This is a genomic window from Clostridium sp. UBA1056 (assembly GCA_002316385.1).
Lineage (GTDB): Bacteria > Bacillota > Clostridia > Clostridiales > Clostridiaceae > Clostridium_J.
This window is the reverse complement of the sequence record DCDL01000050.1, coordinates 37,836-62,434: the sequence shown is the minus strand read 5'-3', so window position 1 is coordinate 62,434 and position 24,599 is coordinate 37,836. Positions and strand designations below refer to the sequence as shown.

The window sequence follows — 24,599 nt, the reverse complement described above, 5'->3', positions numbered from 1 at the left end:
CAATTTAAATCCCTAAATTTATAGCTTAGTGAGTGGTAATAGCATACAGTTGGTCTAAACCTTATATGTTTAATCTATTCCCTCACCCTTCGGCTAGGTATTAAAACCCTTTTGAAAAGCAACCGTAAAAATCATTTTATTTCTTAAAATCTGAACTTCTAGCTATATTTAAACTTGCATTATAGTCAGCATTAATATTTAAACCACAATTCTTACAAATGAAAGTAGATTGATTCAATCTATTCTCTTTATCTATATTACCACATTTACTACATTTTTGAGAAGTAAAAGCAGGATTAATATATCTAACTTTAATACCAACTCTTTCAGCTTTATATTCGATCATTTCTTGTAGTTGGTAATAACTCCACATACCTAGAACAGTATTTTCTAAACTAGTACCAGTAATATTTTCTAAATTAATATATTCACATTGATGATCTTTAGCAAATTTAACTATATTGTAAGATAAAAAATGATTATAAGTCTTAGCAAAATTTTTTTCTTTATCTCTTAATTGTTCTCTAGCTTTTAATTTATCTTTTCTGCCTTTGCCACCTTTTGAAGCTTGTAATTGTTTTTGTAATCTTATTCTTCTAGCTTTGAATTGTTTTCTAACCTTTGCAAATTCTTCAAAAGTACCAAAAGATTTTCTGATATAATTTGAATCTGATAATGAACAATACGCTGGAACTGCCATTCCTAAATCAACACCACAAACTCGGTCTTTTATAACTTCAGTTTTTGGGGGATTAGGAATATTTAAAGTGAGATTTAAAATTAATTTATTATTTCTATCAAATGCTAAAGAACTTTGACCAACTTTATACTCTTCAATAATAACTTTATGTAAAGTATGTTGGAGTTCTAGTGCGTTTTTATGCTCACCTAAAATGCATTTAAATTGTATCTTATTAATCCAATTTATTAAAACTTGTATACCATCGTCATCATATTTAAATTTTAAATCTCTTCCTCTAGTCATAAGAGGAAATGTTCTTTTATAGTTAGTAGAACTTCTCTCACCTTTAGCTAGTCCATTTTTTAAGGATGCACTGAAATCTTTTTTTACTTTTTGTGTGATAGAACTTTTACTATCTATACCTTTTCCAAATTCAATATCATTAAAAATATATAGACTATTAGTTATAGTTTTTTGATATTCTTTAAAGCCTTCTGACTTTATATCCATATTATTACTATAATATCCAGTCATAAGATAGCTCATACATCTATTTAAACCTTGATATTGAGAATATTGACTATCTCTAATAAATTTATATTGTTCTTTTCTAAGTGTATCATCATCAGTATTGATGATAAGTTTAATTTTCCTAACTGTATTCATTATATAACAATCCTTTATTTTATAATTAGATGAAGTTATTATAACATAATATGTAATTAAATTCATGTTCGTGATGCTACATTTTATTCTCTTTTTAACTATTTTATAATATAATTATGCTTTTATCTTAGAAGTTAAATATAGGATTGATAAGAAATAAAATAAAAGTATAAATTTATTTAATTTGAAATTATTGCGAACTAATTAAGAAAATTCGTTCTTTGAAAATTGAATAGTATGGTATTTTTAAAATATGTTATAATTAACTCATAATTGCATTATTATATGAGTTAGTAGTTTTTTTAACTAAACGATAAATTACAATGGGGGGAGGTTATAAAGATGTCTAAAAATAGAAAAATTTTGCGTGGTATTATATTGGCTGTATTGTTAATTTGTACAGCGTTTTTAGTATATTCCATTGTAACAAATCCGTTTGGCGAACATGATATAATGTTTGCACTCGCTATTACAGCAGGTTTTATTGCACTAGGAGATGGTAAGATAAAGTTGGAAAAAGATAAATCCAAGTTTATTGAGTAGATTAAATAACTAATTTTAAAACACTACAAAGATAAAATAAATATTAAAATAAAATAAGTGTATAAATATGTTATAATTATTTTAATAATCTCAGTGTTTATGGAATATGAATTGTAAAATAAAATATTAGTGATATAGATAATAAAAGAAATAAATATGTAGGATGATTTAAAATGGAATATAAAAATAATATGAATGTAATTTATCATGGAAGTCATATAGTTAATGAAAAACCTTCAATAATAAAGGATAGATATACAAAGGACTTTGGCTACGGATTCTACTGCACTAGAAATAAAGATGAAGCCATAGCTGAGAGCAAAATATATAAAACACCAGTAGTAAATGTTTATGAGCTTAAGGATATATCAGGTTTAAAAGTAAAAGTATTTGAAGAGTATAATGAAGAGTGGCTTGATTTTGTTGCGGGTTGTAAAAATGGTGGCATACACGATTATGATGTGGTGGAAGGTTTTACCACTAATGATGAGATTTATGAAGATATAGATGCATACTTGAGTGGAAATATTGATAAGGTAGCTTATTTAAAGCTGATAAAAGAAGAATGCAATAAAAGGCAAATAAGTTTTCATAACGCAAGAGCATTATCTAAAGTTGTATTTTTAGGGAGTCACACTTTAAAATAATAAAGTTTAAACAAAGCTACTTACTTATGGAGAATAAAAAAGGAATATTAATATTCCTTTTTTATTCTAATTCATTTTCAGAAACAATATATTCTTTCCAATCATTAAAGCTTAAAAATATAATTATTTTTCCATGCTTTTGTCTTTGGTATTTACCCTGTTTTCTAGTAGGCTTTTCTAAGTAAGACATTCCTTTAGTTCCATCATTAGCTACGGCATAATATATTCCAATAACACTTTTTATCCATTTTAAAACTTCAAAAAAGGACATGTTTTTAAAGAAAGAAGCATCTTTCATACTAAGATGAAAGTTACATTCATTAAAGACATAGTGTTTTAGTGAAAATGCAAAATTCAATTCATCTTCAGTATATGTTGTAATTATAGATTCAATAGAATTAACTAAGTTATCATTAAGCGTGTATTGGTAGAAAATATTATTTAGTAATTTGAGTTTAAGTTCCTTGTTCCCAATAGAAAAATAGTCTTTAATACTTTTTCTAGCAGTACGGACATCACTATATCCATTATTTTTTAATGTGTAAAATTCCATTAAATCTTTTTATGAAAATTCTACGCAATCAATTAAAGTGCCATTGTCATCATATTCTTCAAGTTTTAGTTTGCGGTTGTAAGTAATATCATTGTCTTTAAATTTATTATCAATACCGAACATTAATTGTCTCCTTTGGATAGTTATATATATTGTTTAATATGAAGTTATTTTTTTATAAGCTCCCAACTTCTAATTCCTTTAGAAGTATCAAGTTCATAATTTTCTCTACAATCTTCACAACAAATATATACAGAGTGGTCTCTAAAACCAGGAATATTATCATGTTCTTCTATTATTGTACCTTTTCCACAAGCACATTCATACTCATATCTTTCTGTATCTCCTGAACCAGCTCCATAACCACTATGATTTTCTTCACTAGAATTTATTAATTTAGTTCTCATTATTTACCACCTCAATATGTAATGTTTATATCTAAATTTTAACATATTTTGATAATATATTCTACTTAAATGTTAAGAATTAAGTTAGGGTGGTGTTATAAATAGATATAATATAAATAGAAATTTTATTTTAGTACTTATAGCTTTAGTTGGTTTACTTTAGATGAAAGACGAATTTTATTTATAGAAAATAATAGGATATTATGTTAATATAGTATTATATTAACTAAGAGATAAATAGGAATTTGTAAAGGAGGAAATTTTTATGATTAGATTATTAAAACTATCAGTTAATGAAGATGAAATATTAAGTAGTGAAGATATTTTATCTATTCATTTAGGATATTTTTTGACACATGGGAAAGTAGCTTATTCTACTAATACACCTGTGGCTTATCAGCCTGTGTATGTACTTTTAACATTAGGAAATGTGGATGATATTTGCTATCTATGCCATGTTGCAGATTATGCTTATAAAGAAGATACAATAGGACAGATATTTTTAGAATATTCTCCGGATATATATAAATACGAAAACAGAACGACATGGCTTCTTTTTGACTCTATGCAAAAAATTTCTGTAGATTTTTTGGATGAAATTCTTTCGGATACCACAGTACATGATTTTATTAAAGAAAGAGCTAACAACAAGATAATATATACAAAATGAAGCTATTGTATACTACATAGGGACTAAAAAATATTATACGTGGAGGTAAAATATAATAAATCCTAAAATTCCACTTGCTACCACAATTCCACCTTACCATTAGAAGGAGAAGAGTTTTATGCAATAATTATTCCAGAAGAAATGAATAAAAAAACTTTGTACACTTTGTGGATATTCCGTAAAGGTTGTGGTGTGGCTCTATGGTGTACATCAAATCGAGCTAATCATGATGACACTACGATGACAATTGATAGTGTTAAGGCATTGGACGCAATCGGATACCACGATGATGTTAAAGAAATGCTTATAGAATCTGAGTAACAAATCAATAAATTACAATTTATCGAATAGATTTAAATTAAAATATCGAATTTATTGAGTATTATAAATAATCTAGATATAATCATAGGGTGAATGTATTACTTAGATATAGACAATAATAGAAAAAATAGTATGATTAAGGTGTAAGGTGAGCAAGTGAAAGCTTGGCAAATTATTTTATACTTTTTAAATTAATGAGAGAATTAGTGTTGCAGCACTAGTTCTCTTTTTATATAAGAGTATGATTTTATAAAGAATAATTTAAAAAATAGAATAGCATGAATATTAATCAATTAATTAAGTCAATATAAAGTAAAGTTACTTTTTATGAGTAACTTTAATAAAATCTATTTAAAGGAGTAAAAATGGAAGACAGATTTTTAAATTCAGAAGATATTGATTATATATTAGAACAGTTTTATGAAATACCAATACATCAAATTGCAAATAATTTAGAGTGCTCAATAGCTAAAGTAACAAGAGAACTAAGAAAAAGAGGAAAGATACAAGAGATAATACCTTGCGAATTAAATTATATATTAGACAATAAAGATAAGATACCACTAGAGGAATTAAGGAAAGAACTTGGTTTATCTAATACACAATTTTCGCAAATAAGTTCAAGATATGACATAGGCAAGAAGATAAAGAATGTAAATGAATATACAGAGGAAGAAGTAATCAAACAAACAAGATATTTATTAGAAGAAAAATTAAAGTTAACTATAAATGATAAATTGGTTAGCAAAATTAATGGGGAAACGATTATTGATGCTGGAGGATATCATTTAGTTAATTATGCAAATCATAAGAAAAAAGAACATAAGATATATAAATATTTTTCAAGTGTAGCTTACTTATTTCATTTAGTATATCCTAATAAATTCAGGCCTTATCAATTTATGCACTCAGCAAATACAAAAGATTATTTTACTGTTAAAGTCTATTTAGGTGAATTAATCATAATAATGGAAGATAAGATGAAGTTGAATTTAGAAAATATAGAAGCACTAGCTAATTGCAGTGGATTTTTAAGAAATTCTGATTTGCAGTTTTATGGACTTGGAGCGTACGTATATAAAAGGTTATTTAATAGCAAAAAAGAAATGATTAGACAGTTATTAGTACATTTAGATAAAAATAAGAAAAATACACATCAAAATACACAAAAATTAGCAAAAAGATTATATGAGGAAGGAGTTAATCCTAATAGATGTTATTGCAAAGATTGTAATAATTCTCAAATAGAAATTCATCATATTTATTTTAAGAAATTTGCTGATATTGTTAATTTTGATATAGATTCAGTATTTAATCTAATACCATTATGTACAGAACATCATAGTATGGTAAAAAATATGGATGTAGAATTACTAGATTTAAAAAATAAAGAAAATTGGAAGATGGATGTAATAAATTATTTGAATAACTTAAAAGATAATATTGTTTAATAACTTATTAACAGAAGAAGAAAAAAGGAAACAAGAAGAATCATTAGAGATACTTGGTAAATTAATAGAAGAAGATAAATTAAAGTTTTAGATGTATAAATAAAAAAAATTATATCTAATTGAATGAATATTACAAAGAAATTGTAAGCAGGATAAATTTTCTGCTTATTTTTTTATAATTTTTTTACGTTTTAAGAAACCAATACATATAAGAAAGTGAAAGAAATAATTTGAAAAATTTTTTAATTGTTTGTACCCACAGAAAATATAGAAAGGAGAAAAATTTTATGAATAAAAATGACACTATAAAATTTAGAGTTGATAGTTCTTTGAAGCAATCCTTTAAAGGGATTTGTGAGAAGAAAGGAAAGACAATGAGTGAACTTTTTGAAGAGTTTATGAAGAAAATAATACTAGATGCTTCTAGTAAGTAATTTATAAAAAACATATGAAAAAGTAAAAAGAAAAGAGAGGTACTTTATTATGAAAAAATTAAAGAGATTTATAACAACTGAAGTAAATTTAAAAAGAGATGGACTTGGAAACTATGGTTTTGATACAAAGGAAATAGTAATTAATGAGAACCCAACGTTAATGATGATGTTTAGGGGATTGAATTTAAATATTGATGAAATAGAAAGAATAGATTGGATGATTAAAGTTAAGTTTGAAAATAAAGATGAAGCTTTGAAGCTTAAAGATTTGCCATTAACCATAGGAGATTCAAGATACTACTTTTACTTATCAACTCCTTCAGATATGAAAAATAATAAAGCTATCTATGTTAGAGAAGATGTAGTAGAAATTGTTAAACAATATGAATCAATAGTATCTTGTGGATGGTTAGATTCTTTAGAAGGTAAAACTGGAGTAAATGTTAATAAAGATGTAACTGCAAGATTAAGTTTATTCCTAAGTTCAAGCTATCATACTAACATAAAGCCTAACTATTTAGTTCTACCTGAAGTTAAATATAAGACAATCCAAAGTATAAAGACATTTGAAAATGATAAATTGGTAGTTAAAGAAAATTATGAGCATTATTCAGTATTTGCAGATGGATGTGGTATAGCAAGTCCAGCACTTATGAGAAGAGTATCAAAAGAACTTAAATTAGGTTACGAGCCATGTTTTATAGGGGTTAGGTCTATAAAACTTGCATTAAAAGGCTTATTGGTATCAGTAGATTTTATAAAATACTTCAATGATATGTATAAAGGAGATACAGATACTTTAAGAAAAGTAAATGGACAACTTGAAGCAAAGGATATGTGGGGTAATTGGATTAAGATAGATGAAAATACTATAATACTTAATCCTTCAATGTGTAAGTGGGCAAGTAAGATAAGTTTAGAGAAGTATGAAACTTCTAGACCTGAAGAATTAGCAGATATAATGGATTCTTTATTTATAACTAAAACTTCAAAGAAAGAACCAGCAAAAATTAAAAGAACTTCATATCAGTTACTTTGTCAATTAGGATTAAATGCAGAAGATTATAGTGAGATAACTAAGGATACATATGACTTCTTAAGTGGAGTTTTAAAAGGTGATAGAGATTGTATATATAAGTTCTTAGGAGCAATAAGTGAAGGTGTTGAAGATGAAGAAGAGAGTGATTCAGATAAAGAGTTATCAGATAAATTAAAATACTTATTAACATTGGACTTTGAGCGTTTTTATAAACTTCCTTGGACTAGGAGAACTTTAGATAATATGGTGGAACGTTCAGTAAAAGAGTTATGTTCAGGTAAGTTCTTTGTAAAAGGTGATTTTAAGACTATAGTAAATGCACCATTAGGTATATTAAATTTTGTTATGAATAGAAAAGATGTTAAAGAGCATCCTATTCAAGAAATAAATGATGAATTAAAAGCTAATGAGTTTTGGTGTAATACTGAAGATAAAAAAATTCTAAATTGTAGGTTTCCTCTAAGTTCATTTAATGAATGTGGAATTATGGACTTTGTAGAAAATGATTTATATAAAAAATATTGTGGTCATTGGACTAAAGAACTCTGTGTATTCAATGCTAAGGATATAAGAGCTAAGACAATTAGTGGAGCTGATTATGATACAGATACAATTTTTACAACTACTAAGGATGTATTAATTAATGCAATAATACCTCCAGAAGATGGATTACACTTTATATCAACCAATTTAGATTCAATAGGTGCTAGTACAGAAGCTTATAATTGGAATGTTAGAACAACTGCAAATGTTAAGTACTATGGTAATATTATTGGGGATGTCGCAATAACCAATGCTTGTATATCAAATCAAGCTCAAGATTTAGGGGTTTATGTTGAGGGTAAAAATATAACATATAAAAACTACTTTAAAGATATTATTCCAACTGACGAACAAAAGAAAGAGTTTTGGAGTTGGTTTGGACAACAACAAAGAACAATGAATCTACCAAGAGAAATAGTTAAAGAAGTAATTGCTAATCAATTCTATGAATTAGAAGAAGCTATCTATAGAACAGTAGAGGCATCCCAAATTGCAATAGATGCGCCTAAAACTAGTATATTACCTGATTTAGGTTATATAAAAGCTCTAAAGAAAAGCTATAAAAAACCTTATTACTTTAAGTTTTTACCTGATAAAGAAGTAAATGAATTTACTCTTAATAAAGTAGGGGAATCGGTTTTAGAAAGCTATGCTAAATGGAATGAGTTCAGCAACGATAACTGGAAAGGTATTTTAGCTAGAGTTGAATATTATAAGAATAATACAAGCTGGAAGAATAGCGATATATTTAAAGAATTATTTAAAGTGGCTAATACTTTTGAAGTTAATGAGGAAGAAGTTATAGAAGTTCAAAAGTTAATAGAAGAGAGCTTTAATCATTATTCTTCACAAAGAAAAGAAAGAGATAAAAAATATTTAGTTACTAGATCAGAACAAATAGAAGGTACTGATGAGTGGTATGAAACCAATGAACCATTATTAGATGCTAATGGTAATCAAGTTAGAGAGTTACTTCATAGTGATGAAGTAAGAGCAATAATGACAAAAACAATGTGTTTTAAGGCTGAGAGAGTAGCACTAGAGATTAATGAAAATTATTTAGCAGAAGTAGTATGTGTAGCTTTATTTAGACTTATGGATAGAAAAAATAATAATGGGATTCAACGTTGGATTTTTGATTTTTACTTTAAATATGTAGAAGTAATGTGTAGTATAGAATATTCTGAGTTTGCAGTTTTAGAAAAATTAGATTCAGAAGAGTCAATTTCACTATTATTTGAAAATTGGAAGTTAGCTAAAAGAAAATTGGGGGTTACATCTATAGGAAATAAAGAGTTAGAGAGATTTGAAACTAAGAAAGATATTCAACCTACTAATACTGAATTTAAATTTGGATGTAGTAAAGATATTATTGTTGATATCACTGATTATATTAGTTTAGCCATTGATAATACAAATGGAGATTTATATGTAATTCTTAGTTCAGAAGAAAGAATTGGTAAAGTATATATATCAGGTGCTAACAACGGAGTTAATCTTTATTCATTAGTAGGTGCTAAGTTAATAATTGATCACTATAAAGAAAATGATAGAAGCTATACAATATGGATAAAAGGAATAGAAGTTTAATTTTGATATAACTTCCACAAATAAGTGGAAGTTATATTTAGTATTAATAACCTAAGAAATCTAAATATAAAAAGGAGATAATGATTATGTTAAAAGAAGGAATTATATTATCAACAAAAGAAGTAGTAGAAAAATGGGGGACAGATAAGCAAAAGCAATCTTATGCCAAGAGCGGAAAGTTAGCGAAAAATATTAAAGAAGCTATTTTGAGAGAGGCTAATACCGAATGTGTATTAGAGACTTTTAAAGAGGGAAGGGAAGTAAAATATAAGGTTGTTGAAGTTCTTGATAATAAAATTGAGAAAGTTGATAATAGAGGTGGTAGCAAACCACTATTGAGAGAAGAACTAACTATTCAACTATTAAATGCCTTATATGAAGCTGATTCTAACGTAGTAACTGCTTCATTTGTCACAGTAGCTGAAATGTTAAATATGATAAATGAAGATTGGAAAGTAGGTAGAAATAACATACCTGAAGCTTCAAAATATTTAGAGATTGAAGAATCAATAATGTATGACTTTTTTAGTAGAACAAAGGATGGTTTCAAATATCATATAGAAGCTTCACTAGATTATTTGAAGAAAAAAGCTTTGATAACTTGGGATAAGGATTCTTATAAAATATGTAAATGGGAAACTTCTATTATATGTAATAAATTAGGAGAACCGGTAATAGAGAATGGTAAGATAAAATACAAAATAGTCAAAGTTATTTGTGATGCATCAGAAGGAGAAATAGAGTTTTTATTAGATGTAAGAAATAGAGTGCTAGATAGTAGAACTTATAATCAGTATTTTGCTGAATTTGGAAGAAATAAATTCTATGATGAATGCAATAAAATAATAAGAAAAGAAAGTAATATTTTATATTATATACCCTTATACACAATTAGGCTAACAAGAGCAGGTATAAAAAGAGAAATAGATAGAATTGAGTTAGATTATGCAATAGAGAGTGCTAATACAAAAGCAATTAAAGCTTCGATGAAATATGGAGACACAATAGCAAAAACAGATGAAGGATTTAAAGAGATAGATGAAGTAATAAAGAATAAAACAAACCAATTAACAAGGTGTTTTATTGATAAAGATGGTGTAATAGGCTTAGATAGAATATTAATTGATATAAAAGCTAAAAATGTTGCTTAATTTTGATAGAAAATAGTATACATTTTCATTTCCCTAGATGATATTTAATATTATTATAGAAATGAAAATGTATACTATTATTTAAATATCATTTATAATTTATTTTTTAATAAAAAACGCAAAAGCTTCGACAAATCATACATCGGAGTTAACTCCGATGTATGATTTGAAATGGTGCTTTACTCAGTAAAGTACCATTATATAAAGTGACTATAATATATAAAGTGACTATAATATATAAATGGTAGAGATTTTTTTAAAATATAATTTAAGTTTAAAAAGCAAAATTAGTGATAAGTTATAATGTCGGAGCTTCGCTCCTTTGGCAGTGATAAAGATTCCATATGTTTAGTGGTTTTAAATTAGCTATGATACCAATATAGTGATATATGCTAAAATTCTATTTTAATCTTTTAATGTTTTCAAATTCATAATTTTTATAAATAGAGGGTTTAGAATAGTTATTATTCAGCTCTCTATTTTTTTATTTGAATCAAGTTGTGTTCTATAATTTTTGACATAAATACCTCTGAATGTAATATTATCCTTAATTTTATTAGAAAACACAACCTGATTGAGATATAAAATTCACTCTAGTGATGATGCTAGATATAGTCTTAACGGATTTACCTTTTTGAACTTTTACACTTCATGTGTAATAGTTCTCTTTGTTTTATACATAGAAAGGATTTAGTACAGAAGATGAAAGAAATTAAAAAATTGTTAATGAAATTAATGCTAGATATTTAGAAAGAGAGGGAGCTTAATTATGGTTAGAGTGATTTTAAATAGTAACATTATAAAAAAATCAGATTATATATATGACTTAGATTTAAATACACTTCGAAAGTTTGAAGGAAATTATTTTGCTAAGAATGAAGAAAGACCATTTGAACTTTATAAAGTAAGTGATAAAGTTATTGATCAATTAATATTAGAATTTACTTCATCTGTAAAAGAGAGTATAGATTCAGAAGAATATGATGATGCACGAGAGATTGCAGAAACATTGCAGAATCTTTGTGAACTAAAGGATAGTAATATTGATAAAGTTAAATTGTGGTAAGAGAGTGGTTATTTATTTAGCCACTCTTTTTATATATTACTGCTAATTTTAAAAGATATGTACTTAAAAAGGAATAGGTGTTTAATGGCAAGGATTAGAAGTTGTGCTTATTGTGGTAAGTTACACAGAACAAATGAGATATGTGATAAGAAGCCTAAAAGAAGAGAAACTTATGGTGAATATGTAAAAAAACAAATGAGTTTCTATTCAACTTCAAGATGGCAAAAGCTTAGAGAGTTTGTAAAAAAAGATAATAATTATATGTGCATTATTTGTAGAGAGATAGGAAAAGTTTCTTATGCTGATGCAGTTCATCATATAGTTCCTATTAATGATGAGTGGGATTTAAGATATGAAATTGATAATCTGATTCCAGTTTGTGAATTTCACCATTCAGAAATACATAAAAGAAATATAAATAATAAAGAAAAATTAAAACAATTTACAAATGAATTAAAAAATAAATAGAAGAATCCCCCCCGTAATATTGTTTTATGGATTTAAATAGGCAAGCCACAGAACAAGCCTACTCGTACATAAAAAAATACTTAGAAATAAGGTAAGTGGGGATAAGTATTTGAAAAGGAGGTAATTACAATAGGAAGAAACCCTGTGCCAGTTCAGCTCAAAACTGGTGTAATCACAAAAGATGAAGAGCAAAGAAGAATTGAGCAAGAGAATAAGCTTAAAGGAACTTCAACTATAAAAGAAGAACCTCCAGCTCATTTAGATGCAAGAGGTAGAAAATATTATCGAGCAATAGTAAGAAATATGCCTGATGGAGTTTTATGTGGTACTGATGTATTCACTGTAACAATAGTTGCTGAAGCTTTAGGAAGAATGGAACAATGTTCTGAGATTCTTAATGTTGAAGGAATATTAGTTGAATACACTAATAAATCTGGTGCTACTAATATTGATTCTCATAAAGCAGTAGGTATTTATCAGAAGTATTCTCAGATATTTAATACGTTTGCTTCTAAGCTAGGATTATCACCAGCAGATAGAAGTAAATTAGCATTATTAGCTAATACTGAAGATGATGCTAATGAATTACTTAAGAAAGCATTAAGAGGTGAAGAGATTTAATGAAATTGTTAGATATGGCTATCCAATATGCTAAAGAAGTAATTAGTGGTAAAGAATTTGCTACTGAAGAAGTTAAGACTCAGTGTGAATGGTTTCTAAGAGATTTAGAAAGACAACATCAAGATGATTTTAAATATTTCCTATCTGAGCAACATTTAAAGATAGTAGAAAACTTATTGAAAATCCTGAATTTTGCAACTGGACTAAATGTTATTGGTACTCCAATACTTTATGGTTTGCACAATTTTCAGGTTTTTTTTATAGTTAATATCTTTGGGTGGAGATTTAAAGAAGATGAAAATAGGTTCAAGCATAGAGATATTACTATGTTTATTCCAAGAAAAAATGCGAAAACATTTTTAGCAGGATTGATAATGATAATTTTACTTATGACAGAGGATGATTTCTCAGAGTTCTATTCAATTTGCTTAGATAGAGAATTAGCTTCTGAAGTAAAAAAAGCAATGTCACAAATTATCGCTGCGTCACCAGCGGTAAAGAAATGTTTCAAAGTTCCAAAAAGTTTAAATGGCAAATTAGCTTGCACTCTAACAAATAGTTTCTATCAACCTAGAACTGGAAGTGCAAACAATAATAATGCAATAAGACCTTCAGCTTTTATTGCAGATGAAGTTGGAGCTTTCACTAGTTATGACAATATTAATGCTATGAAATCAGGTCAATTATCAGTTAGAAATCCTTTAAGATTTAAATTAACTACTGCATATGCAGAAGATAAGTCTATCATGCTTCAGGAGTTAGAGTATATGAAGAAAGTTTACAAAGGAATCATTGAAGATGATAGAATGTTTTCTTTACTTTATTATTCTTCAGCAGAACACTTATGGGATGATGAAGGACTTTATATGTCTAATCCATTGAGAATTGAAGCTAATTACAATGAGATTAGAGATAACAGAAAGAAAGCATTATCTAATAAAGGTGAAGAAGCTGAGTTTTTAACTAAACATATGAATCACTTCATGCCTTCAATAATCAGTGAACCATTTGTAGATATGGACAAGGTTAAAGCTTGTGTAGTTACGGAAGAAAGCTTTGATTGGTATGGAAGAGATGTATTTGTTGGTGTTGACTTATCAATGACAACAGATTTAACTTCAGTATCTATGGTTACTTATGATGAAGATACTGGAACTATCTATGCTAAGGTGTGGGCATTTTTACCTAAGAATAAAGTTAGTGAAGCTTCTATAAAACAGAAGGTGAACTACTACAAAGAAATTGAATTAGGAAATTGCTTTGCTTGTGGTGAGGATGTTATTGACTATGGGTTCATTGAAGAGTTCATTATGAAATTAGATAGTAAGTATGGAGTTAACATAATTCAAACTGGATGGGATAGGTTCAATGCTTTAAGCTCAATGGCTAAAATATCAAGAGAAGGTTATGAGTGTGTTGAAGTAGTTCAACATTCGAAGCACTTACATCCAGCAGTTAAATTACTTCAGGAAAGTATTCTTAATGGCAGATTTAAGTTTGAAGAGAACAATCTTTACTTAAGTCAATTTGCTAATGTGAAAGTAACATATGATGATGCAATGAATCTTTGGATTAAAAAGAAACTAGCAACTGGGAAAATTGACTGTATAGTATCAACAATTAATGCTTTATATTTGATGAATATTGCAATTATTGATAGTATTGATGATTTCGTAGTTCAAAGAGCCTAGGAAAGGAGAAAAAATTTTTATGGGGATATTTAGCAGAAGAAGTAAACAAGTTGAATCTAAAGTTATGACTATTGATGATTTGCTATTAACGACAAATGATCAAGATATTGCTATTGATGCAAGAGTTGCATTGGAGATTCCAATGGTTAAAACTTGTGTAGATTTAATTGGAGATAAAATAGCATCTTTACCAATTAAGTTGTACAGAAAAGATAAAAATGGACAAGTTATAGAAGTTAAAGATGATACTAGAATCAAGCTTTTAAACAATGATAATGGTGATACTATTAGTTGTTTTGATATGAAGAAGAATATTATAAAAGATATGATTGTCAGTGGAGAGGGATATATCTATATTGAGAAACTTGGAACTAAAGTTAAGAGCTTAAGATACATAGAAAATTCAGTAGTAACTCCACTTAAAAACCATGATGCTATCTTTAAAGATGTTGCTTTTAATGTAAATGGAAAGCAAATAGAATCTTGGGAAATGTTATCATTACTAAATGACTCAAAAGATGGAGCAACTGGATTTGGAATAATTGATACTAACAAAATATTATTACAATCAGCTTACTATATTATAACGAATCAAAAAACACAAGCTAAAACATCAAATATACCAAAAGGTGTTTTAGAAAGTGCTAAAAAGCTTGGTGAACAAGCTATACAAAGTATTAAGCAAAACTGGAGAGATATTAACAGTAAAGCTTATGGAGAATCAGCTATTATTCTGAATGATGGTGTAACCTATAAGCCTATATCAACATCTAATCAACAAGCTCAAGTTAATGAGAATACTAAACTAATTGATAATGAAATTTGTTCAGTTTTAGGAGTTCCATATGAACTAGCAACTGGTTGTGCTAAAGAGGAGCATGAGAAAATATTAATTAAGAGTAAAATACTTCCTATAATAGATAAAATAGAGAAGATGCTAAATAAAAATCTATTAATGTCTAAAGAAAAGGAACAAGGATATTACTTTGCATTTGATTTAATAGACCTTATGAAAGCTTCAATGAAAGAAAGATATGAAGCTTATTCAGAAGGGATTCAAAAAGGCTTCTTACAAATAAATGAAGTGAGAGCAATTGAGAAATTACCTAAGATAGAAGGCTTAGATGGAATGATTAAACTTAATCTTGCTGATGTACTTTATAACCCTTCAAACGGAAATGTTTATACTCCTAATACTGGTGCAACTCAAAATGTTAAAAACTCAGTTAAGGAAGAAGAAGTTATAGATGAAGCAGTATAAGGAGATGAAGTTTTTAATATGAGATATGAAATAAGAGATAACTCAGTTCATATTGAAGGCTATGTAAATATTACTGAGAGAGATTCAGAAGTTCTTATGGAGAATGGTGAAAGATTTGTTGAACAAACAATGAAAGGTATGTGGAAAAGAGCCTTACATAAAGCTAAATCTATTCCAATGTTACTTAATCATTCTTGGAATAATCAAATAGCTTCTACTGAAGATAATTTAGAGCTTTATGAAGATGAAATAGGATTAAGATTTGCAGTTGATATAACTAGTGAAATTGCTATTGAATCAATAAAAAGGAAAGGTTTATCAGGATGTAGTTTTGGATTTAGAGCTTTAAAAGAGAAGAAAGAACAATCTAATAAGGGTTGTATCAGAAGATTGCTAGAAGATATTGAATTATCAGAGGTTTCTTTGCTGACTACTGATAAAATCCCAGCTTATAGTGGAAGTTTAGCTGAAATTAGAGCTGAAGGTGAAGAAGCTAAAGAGATAAGAATATTTACAATTGAATTAGATTCAGAAGAAGTTTCAGGTATGGTTGAAGAAAAAGTAGAAGATACTAATGAAGTTGATGAAACTATTGATACTGAAGATGATTCAGAAGAATTAAATATAGTTGAAGATGAACTGGATAAGCTAAGAGCTTATATTTTCATCCAAAAGAACAAGTAATTAAGAACTCATAACAAGAAATGTTGTGAGTTCTTTTTATATGCAAAATTTTAGAAATTTACGGAGGTAGCTATGAAAGCACTTATAGAACAAAGAGATTTATTAATCGAAGAGATGGAAGGTTTATTAAACACTGCTGAAACTGAAGTTAGAGCTTTTAATGAACAAGAATCTGCTAGAGTTTCAGAAATAAAAGCTGAGATAGAAGGATTAAACAAGACTATTGAAGCTAAACAAGAATCAAGAAATTTAACAAAAGTTGAGAAAGTTGAGGTAACAAAAGTTATGGAGAAAAGGGAATTTGAAAGAAGAGAATTTGAACAAGTAGTAAGAGGATTATCAGTTGCTGGAAATGCTGGATTAGTTCCAACTACAATCGCACAAGACATAGTTAAAGAAGTGTACAATCAAGCTCCTTTAGCTGAAATGGCTAAAATCTATAATGTTGTTGGAGATCTAACAATTAATATTCAAGATGGTGCATTAACAGTAGGTTTTGTTGATGAATTATCTGCTTCAACAGATACGAATGTAGTATTAAAAACTAAAACTTTAAAATCTAATGGAGTTAGAGTATTAACTAAAATTTCTAACCAATTATTATTAGATTCAAGTGTTGATGTTGTAGATGAAGTAATTGCAATAGTTTCAGCAGAATTAGCTAAGTTTATAAATGATACATTAGTTATGGGTGTTCAAGATAAGGTTGAAGGATTAGCAAACACAACTAACACAGTTGTTATGGCTGGAGCTGAAGTTGCTTTAGTTGACTTAGTAGCTTTAATGAATAAAGTACCAGTTCATAAAGCAGACAAAGGATGCTTTATTTTAGCTCCATCCACATTAACAAAGATTCAATCAGAAGCTTTAGCTAAAGGATTATTATCATTTAGTGGACTAGCTGGTGAACTAGGTATGACTTTATTTGGTAAGAGAGTATTTACGGTTGATGCAATGGAAGGAAAAGAAGTTGCTATATTTGCTAATGTAGCAGAAGGATACGCAGTTAAAATACCACAAAACATCAACATCACTTTAATGAGAGAGGTTTACTTAGCTCAAGGTCAAACTGGAATCCATGCAAGTGCTTACTTTGATGGTGCAATAGTAAATGAACAATTAGTAGGTAAATTAGTTTCTGCCTAAAGAGCTAGAAAATAGTTAATTCATGGGGGGAGGTTATCCCCCATTTTTACCTATAAGAAGGAGGTTTTTATGAACACTTTAATTATTGATGATATTCAGGAACTAAAAGAGTTCTTAAATGTATTCCATGATGATGATGATATTTTAATAAAGACATTTGTTAATTTTGCTAACAATTATATCAAAGACTATACTGGATTAACTTTAGAGCAGATTCAAGAAAAGAGAGAATCTTTTAAAGTAGCTCTATTTCTTATTGTGAGTGATTTATATGACAATAGAGGACAACAGAACTTACAATATAAAGCTAACTTAATTCTAACTAGTATATTAGATATGTATTCAGTTAACTACTTATAGGAGGTACTTACTATGATTTCAATAAGTGCTGGTGAGTTTAGACATAAGATAAAAATACTAAGACCTACTATAGAGAGGGATGAAGATAATATACCAGTGGAGAAGCTTACAGAGATATTTACTACTAAAGCAAAGATTACTAATGTTAGAGGTAATGAGCTTAGAATTGGTGAAGGAACTATCTACAAACAAGAGAAGAGAGTTCATCTTAGGGTAGTAAGAAGTAAACCTATAAAGCAAAATGATGTTGTATTGTTTAATGATCAAAAGTATAACATTACATATGTTAACAATATTGAAGAAATGAATAGATACTATGAATTAAAGATGGAGCTGATGGAATAATGAGCTTAGATTTTAATGGATGGGAAGATATTCAGAGAACAATAGATTCATTAGGTGACGTGGGGAAAAAAATTAGTATTACTGCATTTAAGAACTCACTTAAAGAAGGGTTGAAAATAGTACAATCTAAAGCTCCTAAAGCTAAAGATGGTTCAACTAATGGAGCTGAAAAACTTAAAGTAGGGAAGATTAAGAAATACAAGTCAGGTTCTATATGGGGTGGAATTGGTATTGATAAGACCAATTGGGAAGCTACTAAACATCTTTATTTCCATCACTATGGGTACGAGCACAAAAGTGGTAAAAAAATAACTCCACATACTGGATGGATGGATGAAGCAACTAAAGCATCAGAAGCAGTTGTATTAAGTAGTTTAGAAAAAAATGTCTTAGTAGAATTAGATAAGATATTGAAATAAGGTGATACTTATGGAAGAAAAATTAATAAGAGTTTTAGAAGATACTGGATTGCCAGTATATGCACTAGAGCGACCTGAAACAATAAAGAATTGCATAGTATATAAATATTCAGAAAAAAATGAGTTTTACTCAGATGATGTAGCAGATATTGAAAACTATACAATTTATGTAAATCTATATTGTGAATCAGGGTTAAACAAGAATAAAAATTTAATAAAACAGTTAATGAAAAGTGAAGGTTTTAGATTAGGATATATAGCTCCAGCTTATAGAAGCAAAGAGTTAGGACTTAATCAATTAGCCTTCACTTTTTATTATGTTCAAAATAATAATTAGAAAGAGGTAAAAATTTATGGCTAATAGAATAGTTGGTTTAAAAAATATCCATATTGCAAGATTAAAGGCTGATGGAAGCTATGAAACACCTATCAAGCTAATGGGGGCGAAATTGGTTAAGACTACAAACGAAAATAGTGAAATAGCTTTCTATAGTGATGATATCATGGATTACTATGGAAATGCTTTAACTGCTATGTCGATAGAAATTGAGATGGCATATTTAGAACCGTCTATAGAAGCTTTACTATGTGGTAAAGAAGTAAATTCAGTAGGTGGATTAGTTACTGGATCTTCAGATTCACAAGCTACAATTGCATTTATTTATGAGTTAAGTACTCTTGATAAACCAATAAGAAGATGTTTATATGAAGTAATTTTAAGCAAGAATGAAACAGAAGCTACAACTAAAACAGATTCTGTAGAAGAAAAGACAATTAAATTAGTTGGAAAGGCTAAACCAAGAGCTATAGATGGTAAGTTTGATATAGTAATGGATCAAAATCATATTCCTAGTGGTACTGATACACAATTTGATCAAGCATTTGATAAGTTCTTTACTGGTGTATTATTACCTGATGGAACTTTTTCATCAACACCAACGGTATAAAAAGTAAATAATTAAACCTTAAAAGAACTACTCTTATTGGGTAGTTCTTCATTTTTAAAATAATTAGATAAAGGAGATAAAAAGAGTATGTCAAGTTTTAACTTAAATAAAGTGGTTTTAGAATTAGAAATAGGTGAAGAAGATTACGTAGCAAGCGTGGATATTAGGACAGTTGCACACTATAAAAAAGAAAATAAATCTTCATTCTTACAAGATATTCAAAAAGTTGGAGATATGGATGAAGAAACTATTATAAAGCTATTAGGTTCTATTGTTAGAAAGAGTGAGAAGAGTAATCCAGTAGGAGTTAAATTCTTTGAACAGTATAATCCATTAGCAGTGATTGAAATGTTCACACCAATATTAGTTGAGGTTCTAGGATTAAATATGCCTGAAGCTACAAATGAAACTGAAAAAAAGTAGATAATTCTAGTCAAGAGGATATAGATTTAGATTATCTATTCTACATCTGTACAGTGATATTTAATATGAGTGAGGAACAATTTTATAATTCCAGTCTAAAACATCTTATGAAGCAGATTAATATTCATATGAAAATTAACAATCCTGATGCTAGAAATAGAATTGAAAATAAAGAAACAAATAGGAAGAACAATGCTGAAAATAGCCAAGTTTTTGCAGTTTTAGATTAACTATAAAAAGGGGAGAGGTTTCTATCAATGAAGCTTTTTCCCTTATTTTTTTATTCAAAAGAAAGGAGATAAAAGCAAATGGCAAGTAGAGAGTTAGAAGTAAAAATAGGAATTAATGTTGGATCGGCAGAAAGTCAATTAAAAAGCTTAAATGTTAATATCAAAAATACTAAAAGTGAGTTTGATAAAGCTGGTGCAGGTATTAAAGATTTTGAAAAGACTACTGAAGGAGCTAAGGCTAAAATATCTTCATTAGGCGAACAATTAAAAGATCAATCACAAAAAGTAGAAATACTCAAGAAGCAAATGAAAGAAGCTGAAGAAGTATTAAAAACAAGCAATCAGGCTTATGAAAATCAAAAGCAGAAAGTTGCTAGTTTAGCTTCAGATCTTGAGAAAGCAAAAGCTACTTATGGAGAAAACTCTAAAGAAGTAAAATCTTTATCAAAAGAATTAAAGGAAGCAGAAAAAAGTTTACAAGCTAAAGAAAGAGCAGTAATTTCAGCAGATAATAAATTGGTTAATTTAGGAACTGAGCTTAATAATACTGAAGCTGATATGAGAAAGTTTAAAGCAGAAATAGAAGATACAGAACAATCATTGAAAACTATGAGTTTTGATAAGGTTGGTCAAAAGCTTTCAGATGTAGGAAGTAAAATTAGCTCAGTAGGAGATAAACTCAAAGGTTTTGGTACTAAATTAACTTTAGCAGTAACTGCACCATTATTAGGTGTGGCAAGTGCAGGTGTAGACTCTTTTTCTAACATAGGTGAAAGCCTAAATGTACTTGAATCTATTTATGGTGATGCTACTAAGAAATTAGTTGGCTATAATAATGAATTAGTAAATTCTCATGGTTTAAGTGAGGAAGCTTATTATAAATCAATGAGTTCATTTGGAGCAATGCTTCAGGGAAATACTAAAATTTCAAAAGAAGAATTATCTAAACTAACTGATACATTAGTTAAAAGAAGTTCAGATTTAACTTCATTCTTCAATGCTAATCAAGATAAGGTTCAAGAAGATATTCAAAGTATTTTAAAAGGAAACTATGCAGTTGCAGATAACTATGGTGTTCTAATGAACGTTGGAATATTAGAAGATTATGCTAGTAGCATAGGAAAGGTTTGGAAGGAACTTGACCAAGAAGAGAAGTCTTTAATGGGGGTTCAATACTTCTTAGAGAAAACTAATATTGCTTCAGGAGATTTTGAGAAAACAAATGATGGATGGGCAAATAGTATAAGAAGATTACAAGCAACACTTAAAAACTTATCTAAAATATTTGGTGAAGTATTACTACCTATTTTAGAACCTTTACTTTCTAAATTTACTGACTTTGTGACTAAGTTAGGAAAAATGGATGAAAAGACAAAGAAAACAGTGGTTATGTTTTCAGTAATTGCTATGATAATACCACCTATCATTGTGGTACTAGGAATATTAATTTCTTCAATAGGTTCTATTGTTGGAGCTTTTGGAGCATTATCAACTGCAATTGCAACTGCTGGAGGATTTGGAGCTTTCTTTACTGCTTCAATATTACCAGTTATAGGAGTTATTCTAGGTGTTATAGCAGTAATAATATTATTAGTGGGTGCAGTTAAGTCAAACTTTGAAGGTATTAAAGAAGCGTTTGCTAATCTTAAGCAATCATTCTATGAGAATTTAGATCCTATAAAAGAAGGGTTTGCTTCAATTTGGATGACTATGCAATCAATATATGATACAGTTATTCAGCCTTTGTTTACATCAATAGGAGAACTTATAGAGGTTGTTGTTAACTTTATAGCTCAGTGTATGCCTGGAATTTCAACTGCATTTCAAATAGTATGTGATTTATTAGCTACGATTTGGGATTCAGTAGGGAAACCGATTTTTGGATTCATTGTTGAAGTTGTAGGAATGGTTGTTGATTGGTTCAAGGAATATGCACCACAAATAGCTGAAGTATTCAACTCAGTTATTGATTCAATGAATACTATGTGGCAGAATGTAGGAAAACCATTATGGAATATTATCAAAGTAGTTATAGAAGGAATAATTGATGCTTTAAGACCAATAATATCTTCATTATTAGATACTTGTGGTGTTGTTTTTGAAGGAATTAAAAGTGTATGGGATAATATTTTGAAGCCAGTATGGGATGCTCTATCAGTAGTTATAGGTGGAGTTATAGATAAAGTTCTACCTTATATGGATAGCTTTAAGGAGTCAGTAACATCAGCTATGGAGTTTGTGTTAACTCCGATTCAATGGGTAATTGATAGAATTAAAAGTTTATTTGATTGGCTTGGTAGTGTTGGAGATAAAGTAGGTGGATTTATATCAAAAATTAATCCATTTGAAGGTAAGAGTTTAGACTTAGGAGTTAACTTAGATACTTCAGGAGCACAAGAGTTTACTAATATAGCATTAAGTGGTCAATATTATAATGCTAGAACTCCAAGGGCAGAAGGTGTTAATGATTTTATCAGAGGTGGAAAAGCTACAGTAGAATCTTATAATAGTGAGCTATTAACTTCTATGAATAAGCAAAATAGTATTCTTACTAAGGTGTTAGAAGTTTTATTATCAGAAAGAACTACAGTTGTTGAAAATACCATTAATCTTGATGCTAGAACAATAGCAAAGGGCACTGCAAAATTTATGGAGAAAGAGATTTCTAATTTAAGTAGAAGAAATAATAGATTAGCTGGATTAGCATATTAGAAGTTAAGAGATATATGACTATTGATTTAGTTATATATCCTTTATTTTTTTTATGAATTTAGGCTAAAATAATATTATGAAAATTATGGGAAAGTAAAAAGAGGTGGTGATTTATCAGAAAATGTAGATGAACAATAAAGAAATAGACAAGCTTATTATGTAGTTACGAAGGAGAAGGTACATGAGCAATAAGTATCATTATGAGTTTCAATATAAAACAGATAATAATAGGAATATATTAGAAAAATTGAAAGACAGAACTGATAGTAGTTATATTGCACCATCTGTAAATGTCATTTATATTTATAGTCTAGTTGATTCGAAAATACCATATCCAAATAAAGAGGGTAAAGTATTGTATATTGGAGAAAGTTGTAAACATAAGCAACCTACTGGATTAAGGTTTAGTCAACATATAGCATCAAGTGAATATGGTACAAGGGGAAGAAATATAAATTATACATTACATAAATATTATTGGAATGGGATTAAGCTTTCATTGGATATATATGATGTAGGTGATGTTACAAATGATGAAAGAAAAGCAATAGAAAGAGATTTAATAAATGCTCACATTAAGATTTATGGAGCACCTCCTATTGCACAAGGCACAAGTGGAGTATTGGTAGATAATATTGATAATGTTGATGAAATTAAAGCACAAAGTTATTTTTAGTAGTAAAATATTTTCATAAAAAGAATTGTGAAAGAGAGAAACTTGAGAGTTCTCTCTCTTTTTTGATTTTAGATAAAATATTAAGTTGTAAATTAATATAAAATAAACAAATTCTAAAAATATTAAAACTAAAAGAGAGCGTTTAAATCAAGTAAATACCTAGTGGTTACCTAATTAAAAGTTGAATTTTATTGGTGATTTGATTTGAGCTTTTGATTTACGTGTAGAGGAAGCTAATTCGGATAATACTTAGAAGAAAATTTTTTAGGAGGAACTAGGTTTATGAACATTAAGAATAAGCATGGCTTAGCCAAAAAGACTAAGTTATATGGAAGATGGGTTATGATGAAACAACGTTGTTATAATCCTAATAATAAAGATTATTATAATTATGGTACTAGAGGTATAAAGGTATGTGATGAGTGGAGAAATAACTATTTAAACTTTCATAATTGGGCATATGCTAATGGATATGAGGAAACGTTCAGTATTGATAGAATTGATGTAAATGGTAACTATCAACCTGATAATTGTAGATGGGTAAATAAAAATATACAAGCAAACAACAAAGTTTGTACTATTTATATAGATTATGAAGGTAAGAGTGTCACATTAACTGAATTGAGTAATATTACTGGTATAAAAAGAGAAACATTAGAAATGAGATATATTAGGGGAGATAGGGAAGAACGACTTTATAGACCAGTTAGAAAAAGGGCAAGTTAATTATTGTTAATATTGACAAAATGTAAATAAATCTATATGATTACACCTATAAATATTTTTTACTTAAACCTATCAATTTAGAAGAAAATATATGTTGTTATATTTTAACAAATGAGTGTATTACTAG

At 28.2% G+C, this 24,599-nt stretch carries 27 protein-coding genes; 24 read left to right on the top strand and 3 right to left on the bottom strand.

From position 1 onward, the window contains the following. Positions 1-136 precede the first annotated feature (136 nt). Positions 137-1,348, bottom strand: coding sequence for a transposase (locus B3W71_RS12145; protein ID WP_346889194.1), 1,212 nt, complete (start codon positions 1,346-1,348; stop codon positions 137-139). A 342-nt stretch (positions 1,349-1,690) separates the two neighbouring features. Here B3W71_RS12145 and B3W71_RS12140 point away from each other — a divergent pair, with 342 nt between their 5' ends. Next, positions 1,691-1,891 carry a hypothetical protein gene (locus B3W71_RS12140; protein ID WP_346889193.1) on the top strand — a complete coding sequence of 67 codons (201 nt, stop codon included), beginning with the start codon at positions 1,691-1,693 and terminating at the stop codon, positions 1,889-1,891. Positions 1,892-2,064: 173 nt separating this feature from the next. After that, positions 2,065-2,538, top strand: a complete 474-nt coding sequence (locus B3W71_RS12135; protein ID WP_346889192.1) for a DUF3990 domain-containing protein — start codon at positions 2,065-2,067, stop codon at positions 2,536-2,538. Between the two features lie 61 nt (positions 2,539-2,599). Here B3W71_RS12135 and B3W71_RS12130 read toward each other — a convergent pair whose 3' ends face one another. Continuing rightward, positions 2,600-3,091 carry a hypothetical protein gene (locus tag B3W71_RS12130; RefSeq protein WP_346889191.1) on the bottom strand — a complete coding sequence of 164 codons (492 nt, stop codon included), beginning with the start codon at positions 3,089-3,091 and terminating at the stop codon, positions 2,600-2,602. A gap of 167 nt (positions 3,092-3,258) precedes the next feature. Continuing rightward, entirely contained in the window at positions 3,259-3,498 is a 240-nt protein-coding gene (locus B3W71_RS12125; protein ID WP_346889190.1) for a hypothetical protein, read from the bottom strand. 265 nt (positions 3,499-3,763) lie between these two features. Here B3W71_RS12125 and B3W71_RS12120 point away from each other — a divergent pair, with 265 nt between their 5' ends. The 22 genes from B3W71_RS12120 (at position 3,764) to B3W71_RS12015 (ending at position 24,472) form a co-directional block, all read left to right on the top strand. Then, a complete protein-coding gene (locus tag B3W71_RS12120) occupies positions 3,764-4,168 on the top strand; it encodes a hypothetical protein (RefSeq protein WP_346889189.1) in 405 nt (134 codons plus the stop codon). A gap of 192 nt (positions 4,169-4,360) precedes the next feature. Further along, positions 4,361-4,489, top strand: a complete 129-nt coding sequence (locus B3W71_RS12115; RefSeq protein WP_346889188.1) for a hypothetical protein — start codon at positions 4,361-4,363, stop codon at positions 4,487-4,489. A gap of 365 nt (positions 4,490-4,854) precedes the next feature. Continuing rightward, on the top strand, positions 4,855-5,940 hold the full coding sequence (locus B3W71_RS12110) for a hypothetical protein (RefSeq protein ID WP_346889187.1): 1,086 nt from the start codon (positions 4,855-4,857) through the stop codon (positions 5,938-5,940). Positions 5,941-6,227: 287 nt separating this feature from the next. Then, entirely contained in the window at positions 6,228-6,374 is a 147-nt protein-coding gene (locus B3W71_RS12105) for a type II toxin-antitoxin system RelB/DinJ family antitoxin (protein ID WP_346889186.1), read from the top strand. A gap of 49 nt (positions 6,375-6,423) precedes the next feature. After that, complete coding sequence (locus tag B3W71_RS12100; RefSeq protein ID WP_346889185.1) at positions 6,424-9,546, top strand: RNA dependent RNA polymerase; 3,123 nt, start codon at positions 6,424-6,426, stop codon at positions 9,544-9,546. An 86-nt stretch (positions 9,547-9,632) separates the two neighbouring features. Next, positions 9,633-10,697 carry a hypothetical protein gene (locus B3W71_RS12095; RefSeq protein ID WP_346889184.1) on the top strand — a complete coding sequence of 355 codons (1,065 nt, stop codon included), beginning with the start codon at positions 9,633-9,635 and terminating at the stop codon, positions 10,695-10,697. A 769-nt stretch (positions 10,698-11,466) separates the two neighbouring features. Next, on the top strand, positions 11,467-11,763 hold the full coding sequence (locus B3W71_RS12090) for a hypothetical protein (RefSeq protein ID WP_346889183.1): 297 nt from the start codon (positions 11,467-11,469) through the stop codon (positions 11,761-11,763). An 84-nt stretch (positions 11,764-11,847) separates the two neighbouring features. After that, positions 11,848-12,231: an HNH endonuclease signature motif containing protein gene (locus B3W71_RS12085; RefSeq protein ID WP_346889182.1), complete on the top strand. Its 384-nt coding sequence runs from the start codon at positions 11,848-11,850 to the stop codon at positions 12,229-12,231. Positions 12,232-12,375: 144 nt separating this feature from the next. Next, positions 12,376-12,852, top strand: coding sequence for a phage terminase small subunit P27 family (locus tag B3W71_RS12080; protein ID WP_346889181.1), 477 nt, complete (start codon positions 12,376-12,378; stop codon positions 12,850-12,852). Further along, the gene (locus B3W71_RS12075; RefSeq protein WP_346889180.1) at positions 12,852-14,543 is read left to right on the top strand and encodes a terminase large subunit; all 1,692 of its coding nucleotides are present in this window, start codon (positions 12,852-12,854) and stop codon (positions 14,541-14,543) included. The genes B3W71_RS12080 and B3W71_RS12075 overlap by 1 nt, the downstream gene beginning before the upstream one ends. A 19-nt stretch (positions 14,544-14,562) precedes the next feature. Beyond that, entirely contained in the window at positions 14,563-15,804 is a 1,242-nt protein-coding gene (locus B3W71_RS12070) for a phage portal protein (RefSeq protein ID WP_346889179.1), read from the top strand. 18 nt (positions 15,805-15,822) lie between these two features. Then, entirely contained in the window at positions 15,823-16,488 is a 666-nt protein-coding gene (locus B3W71_RS12065; RefSeq protein ID WP_346889178.1) for an HK97 family phage prohead protease, read from the top strand. 72 nt (positions 16,489-16,560) lie between these two features. After that, complete coding sequence (locus B3W71_RS12060) at positions 16,561-17,634, top strand: phage major capsid protein (RefSeq protein ID WP_346889177.1); 1,074 nt, start codon at positions 16,561-16,563, stop codon at positions 17,632-17,634. 69 nt (positions 17,635-17,703) lie between these two features. After that, a complete protein-coding gene (locus B3W71_RS12055) occupies positions 17,704-17,994 on the top strand; it encodes a head-tail connector protein (RefSeq protein WP_346889176.1) in 291 nt (96 codons plus the stop codon). A gap of 12 nt (positions 17,995-18,006) precedes the next feature. Next, positions 18,007-18,339, top strand: a complete 333-nt coding sequence (locus B3W71_RS12050; RefSeq protein WP_346889175.1) for a phage head closure protein — start codon at positions 18,007-18,009, stop codon at positions 18,337-18,339. Then, positions 18,339-18,758, top strand: a complete 420-nt coding sequence (locus B3W71_RS12045; protein ID WP_346889174.1) for a hypothetical protein — start codon at positions 18,339-18,341, stop codon at positions 18,756-18,758. Before B3W71_RS12050 ends, B3W71_RS12045 begins: the two co-directional genes overlap by 1 nt. Before the next feature lie 10 nt (positions 18,759-18,768). Then, on the top strand, positions 18,769-19,095 hold the full coding sequence (locus tag B3W71_RS12040) for a hypothetical protein (RefSeq protein WP_346889173.1): 327 nt from the start codon (positions 18,769-18,771) through the stop codon (positions 19,093-19,095). A gap of 16 nt (positions 19,096-19,111) precedes the next feature. Then, positions 19,112-19,705, top strand: coding sequence for a major tail protein (locus B3W71_RS12035; RefSeq protein ID WP_346889172.1), 594 nt, complete (start codon positions 19,112-19,114; stop codon positions 19,703-19,705). Positions 19,706-19,792: 87 nt separating this feature from the next. Then, positions 19,793-20,128 carry a hypothetical protein gene (locus B3W71_RS12030; RefSeq protein WP_346889171.1) on the top strand — a complete coding sequence of 112 codons (336 nt, stop codon included), beginning with the start codon at positions 19,793-19,795 and terminating at the stop codon, positions 20,126-20,128. 308 nt (positions 20,129-20,436) lie between these two features. Then, positions 20,437-23,070 (top strand): hypothetical protein, encoded by a 2,634-nt coding sequence (locus tag B3W71_RS12025; RefSeq protein ID WP_346889170.1) that lies wholly within the window; start codon positions 20,437-20,439, stop codon positions 23,068-23,070. 181 nt (positions 23,071-23,251) lie between these two features. Further along, the gene (locus tag B3W71_RS12020; RefSeq protein WP_346889169.1) at positions 23,252-23,746 is read left to right on the top strand and encodes a hypothetical protein; all 495 of its coding nucleotides are present in this window, start codon (positions 23,252-23,254) and stop codon (positions 23,744-23,746) included. Positions 23,747-24,028: 282 nt separating this feature from the next. Continuing rightward, positions 24,029-24,472, top strand: a complete 444-nt coding sequence (locus B3W71_RS12015; protein ID WP_346889168.1) for a hypothetical protein — start codon at positions 24,029-24,031, stop codon at positions 24,470-24,472. Positions 24,473-24,599: the final 127 nt, after the last annotated feature.

What these genes read in the sequence shown, in the direction of transcription:
- B3W71_RS12145 (WP_346889194.1), bottom strand. Translation starts at nt 1,348, where the DNA reads ATGAATACAGTTAGGAAAATTAAACTTATCATCAATACTGATGATGAT.
- B3W71_RS12140 (WP_346889193.1), top strand. Translation starts at nt 1,691, where the DNA reads ATGTCTAAAAATAGAAAAATTTTGCGTGGTATTATATTGGCTGTATTG.
- B3W71_RS12135 (WP_346889192.1), top strand. Translation starts at nt 2,065, where the DNA reads ATGGAATATAAAAATAATATGAATGTAATTTATCATGGAAGTCATATA.
- B3W71_RS12130 (WP_346889191.1), bottom strand. Translation starts at nt 3,091, where the DNA reads ATGGAATTTTACACATTAAAAAATAATGGATATAGTGATGTCCGTACT.
- B3W71_RS12125 (WP_346889190.1), bottom strand. Translation starts at nt 3,498, where the DNA reads ATGAGAACTAAATTAATAAATTCTAGTGAAGAAAATCATAGTGGTTAT.
- B3W71_RS12120 (WP_346889189.1), top strand. Translation starts at nt 3,764, where the DNA reads ATGATTAGATTATTAAAACTATCAGTTAATGAAGATGAAATATTAAGT.
- B3W71_RS12110 (WP_346889187.1), top strand. Translation starts at nt 4,855, where the DNA reads ATGGAAGACAGATTTTTAAATTCAGAAGATATTGATTATATATTAGAA.
- B3W71_RS12105 (WP_346889186.1), top strand. Translation starts at nt 6,228, where the DNA reads ATGAATAAAAATGACACTATAAAATTTAGAGTTGATAGTTCTTTGAAG.
- B3W71_RS12100 (WP_346889185.1), top strand. Translation starts at nt 6,424, where the DNA reads ATGAAAAAATTAAAGAGATTTATAACAACTGAAGTAAATTTAAAAAGA.
- B3W71_RS12095 (WP_346889184.1), top strand. Translation starts at nt 9,633, where the DNA reads ATGTTAAAAGAAGGAATTATATTATCAACAAAAGAAGTAGTAGAAAAA.
- B3W71_RS12090 (WP_346889183.1), top strand. Translation starts at nt 11,467, where the DNA reads ATGGTTAGAGTGATTTTAAATAGTAACATTATAAAAAAATCAGATTAT.
- B3W71_RS12085 (WP_346889182.1), top strand. Translation starts at nt 11,848, where the DNA reads ATGGCAAGGATTAGAAGTTGTGCTTATTGTGGTAAGTTACACAGAACA.
- B3W71_RS12075 (WP_346889180.1), top strand. Translation starts at nt 12,852, where the DNA reads ATGAAATTGTTAGATATGGCTATCCAATATGCTAAAGAAGTAATTAGT.
- B3W71_RS12070 (WP_346889179.1), top strand. Translation starts at nt 14,563, where the DNA reads ATGGGGATATTTAGCAGAAGAAGTAAACAAGTTGAATCTAAAGTTATG.
- B3W71_RS12065 (WP_346889178.1), top strand. Translation starts at nt 15,823, where the DNA reads ATGAGATATGAAATAAGAGATAACTCAGTTCATATTGAAGGCTATGTA.
- B3W71_RS12060 (WP_346889177.1), top strand. Translation starts at nt 16,561, where the DNA reads ATGAAAGCACTTATAGAACAAAGAGATTTATTAATCGAAGAGATGGAA.
- B3W71_RS12055 (WP_346889176.1), top strand. Translation starts at nt 17,704, where the DNA reads ATGAACACTTTAATTATTGATGATATTCAGGAACTAAAAGAGTTCTTA.
- B3W71_RS12050 (WP_346889175.1), top strand. Translation starts at nt 18,007, where the DNA reads ATGATTTCAATAAGTGCTGGTGAGTTTAGACATAAGATAAAAATACTA.
- B3W71_RS12045 (WP_346889174.1), top strand. Translation starts at nt 18,339, where the DNA reads ATGAGCTTAGATTTTAATGGATGGGAAGATATTCAGAGAACAATAGAT.
- B3W71_RS12040 (WP_346889173.1), top strand. Translation starts at nt 18,769, where the DNA reads ATGGAAGAAAAATTAATAAGAGTTTTAGAAGATACTGGATTGCCAGTA.
- B3W71_RS12035 (WP_346889172.1), top strand. Translation starts at nt 19,112, where the DNA reads ATGGCTAATAGAATAGTTGGTTTAAAAAATATCCATATTGCAAGATTA.
- B3W71_RS12030 (WP_346889171.1), top strand. Translation starts at nt 19,793, where the DNA reads ATGTCAAGTTTTAACTTAAATAAAGTGGTTTTAGAATTAGAAATAGGT.
- B3W71_RS12025 (WP_346889170.1), top strand. Translation starts at nt 20,437, where the DNA reads ATGGCAAGTAGAGAGTTAGAAGTAAAAATAGGAATTAATGTTGGATCG.
- B3W71_RS12020 (WP_346889169.1), top strand. Translation starts at nt 23,252, where the DNA reads ATGAGCAATAAGTATCATTATGAGTTTCAATATAAAACAGATAATAAT.
- B3W71_RS12015 (WP_346889168.1), top strand. Translation starts at nt 24,029, where the DNA reads ATGAACATTAAGAATAAGCATGGCTTAGCCAAAAAGACTAAGTTATAT.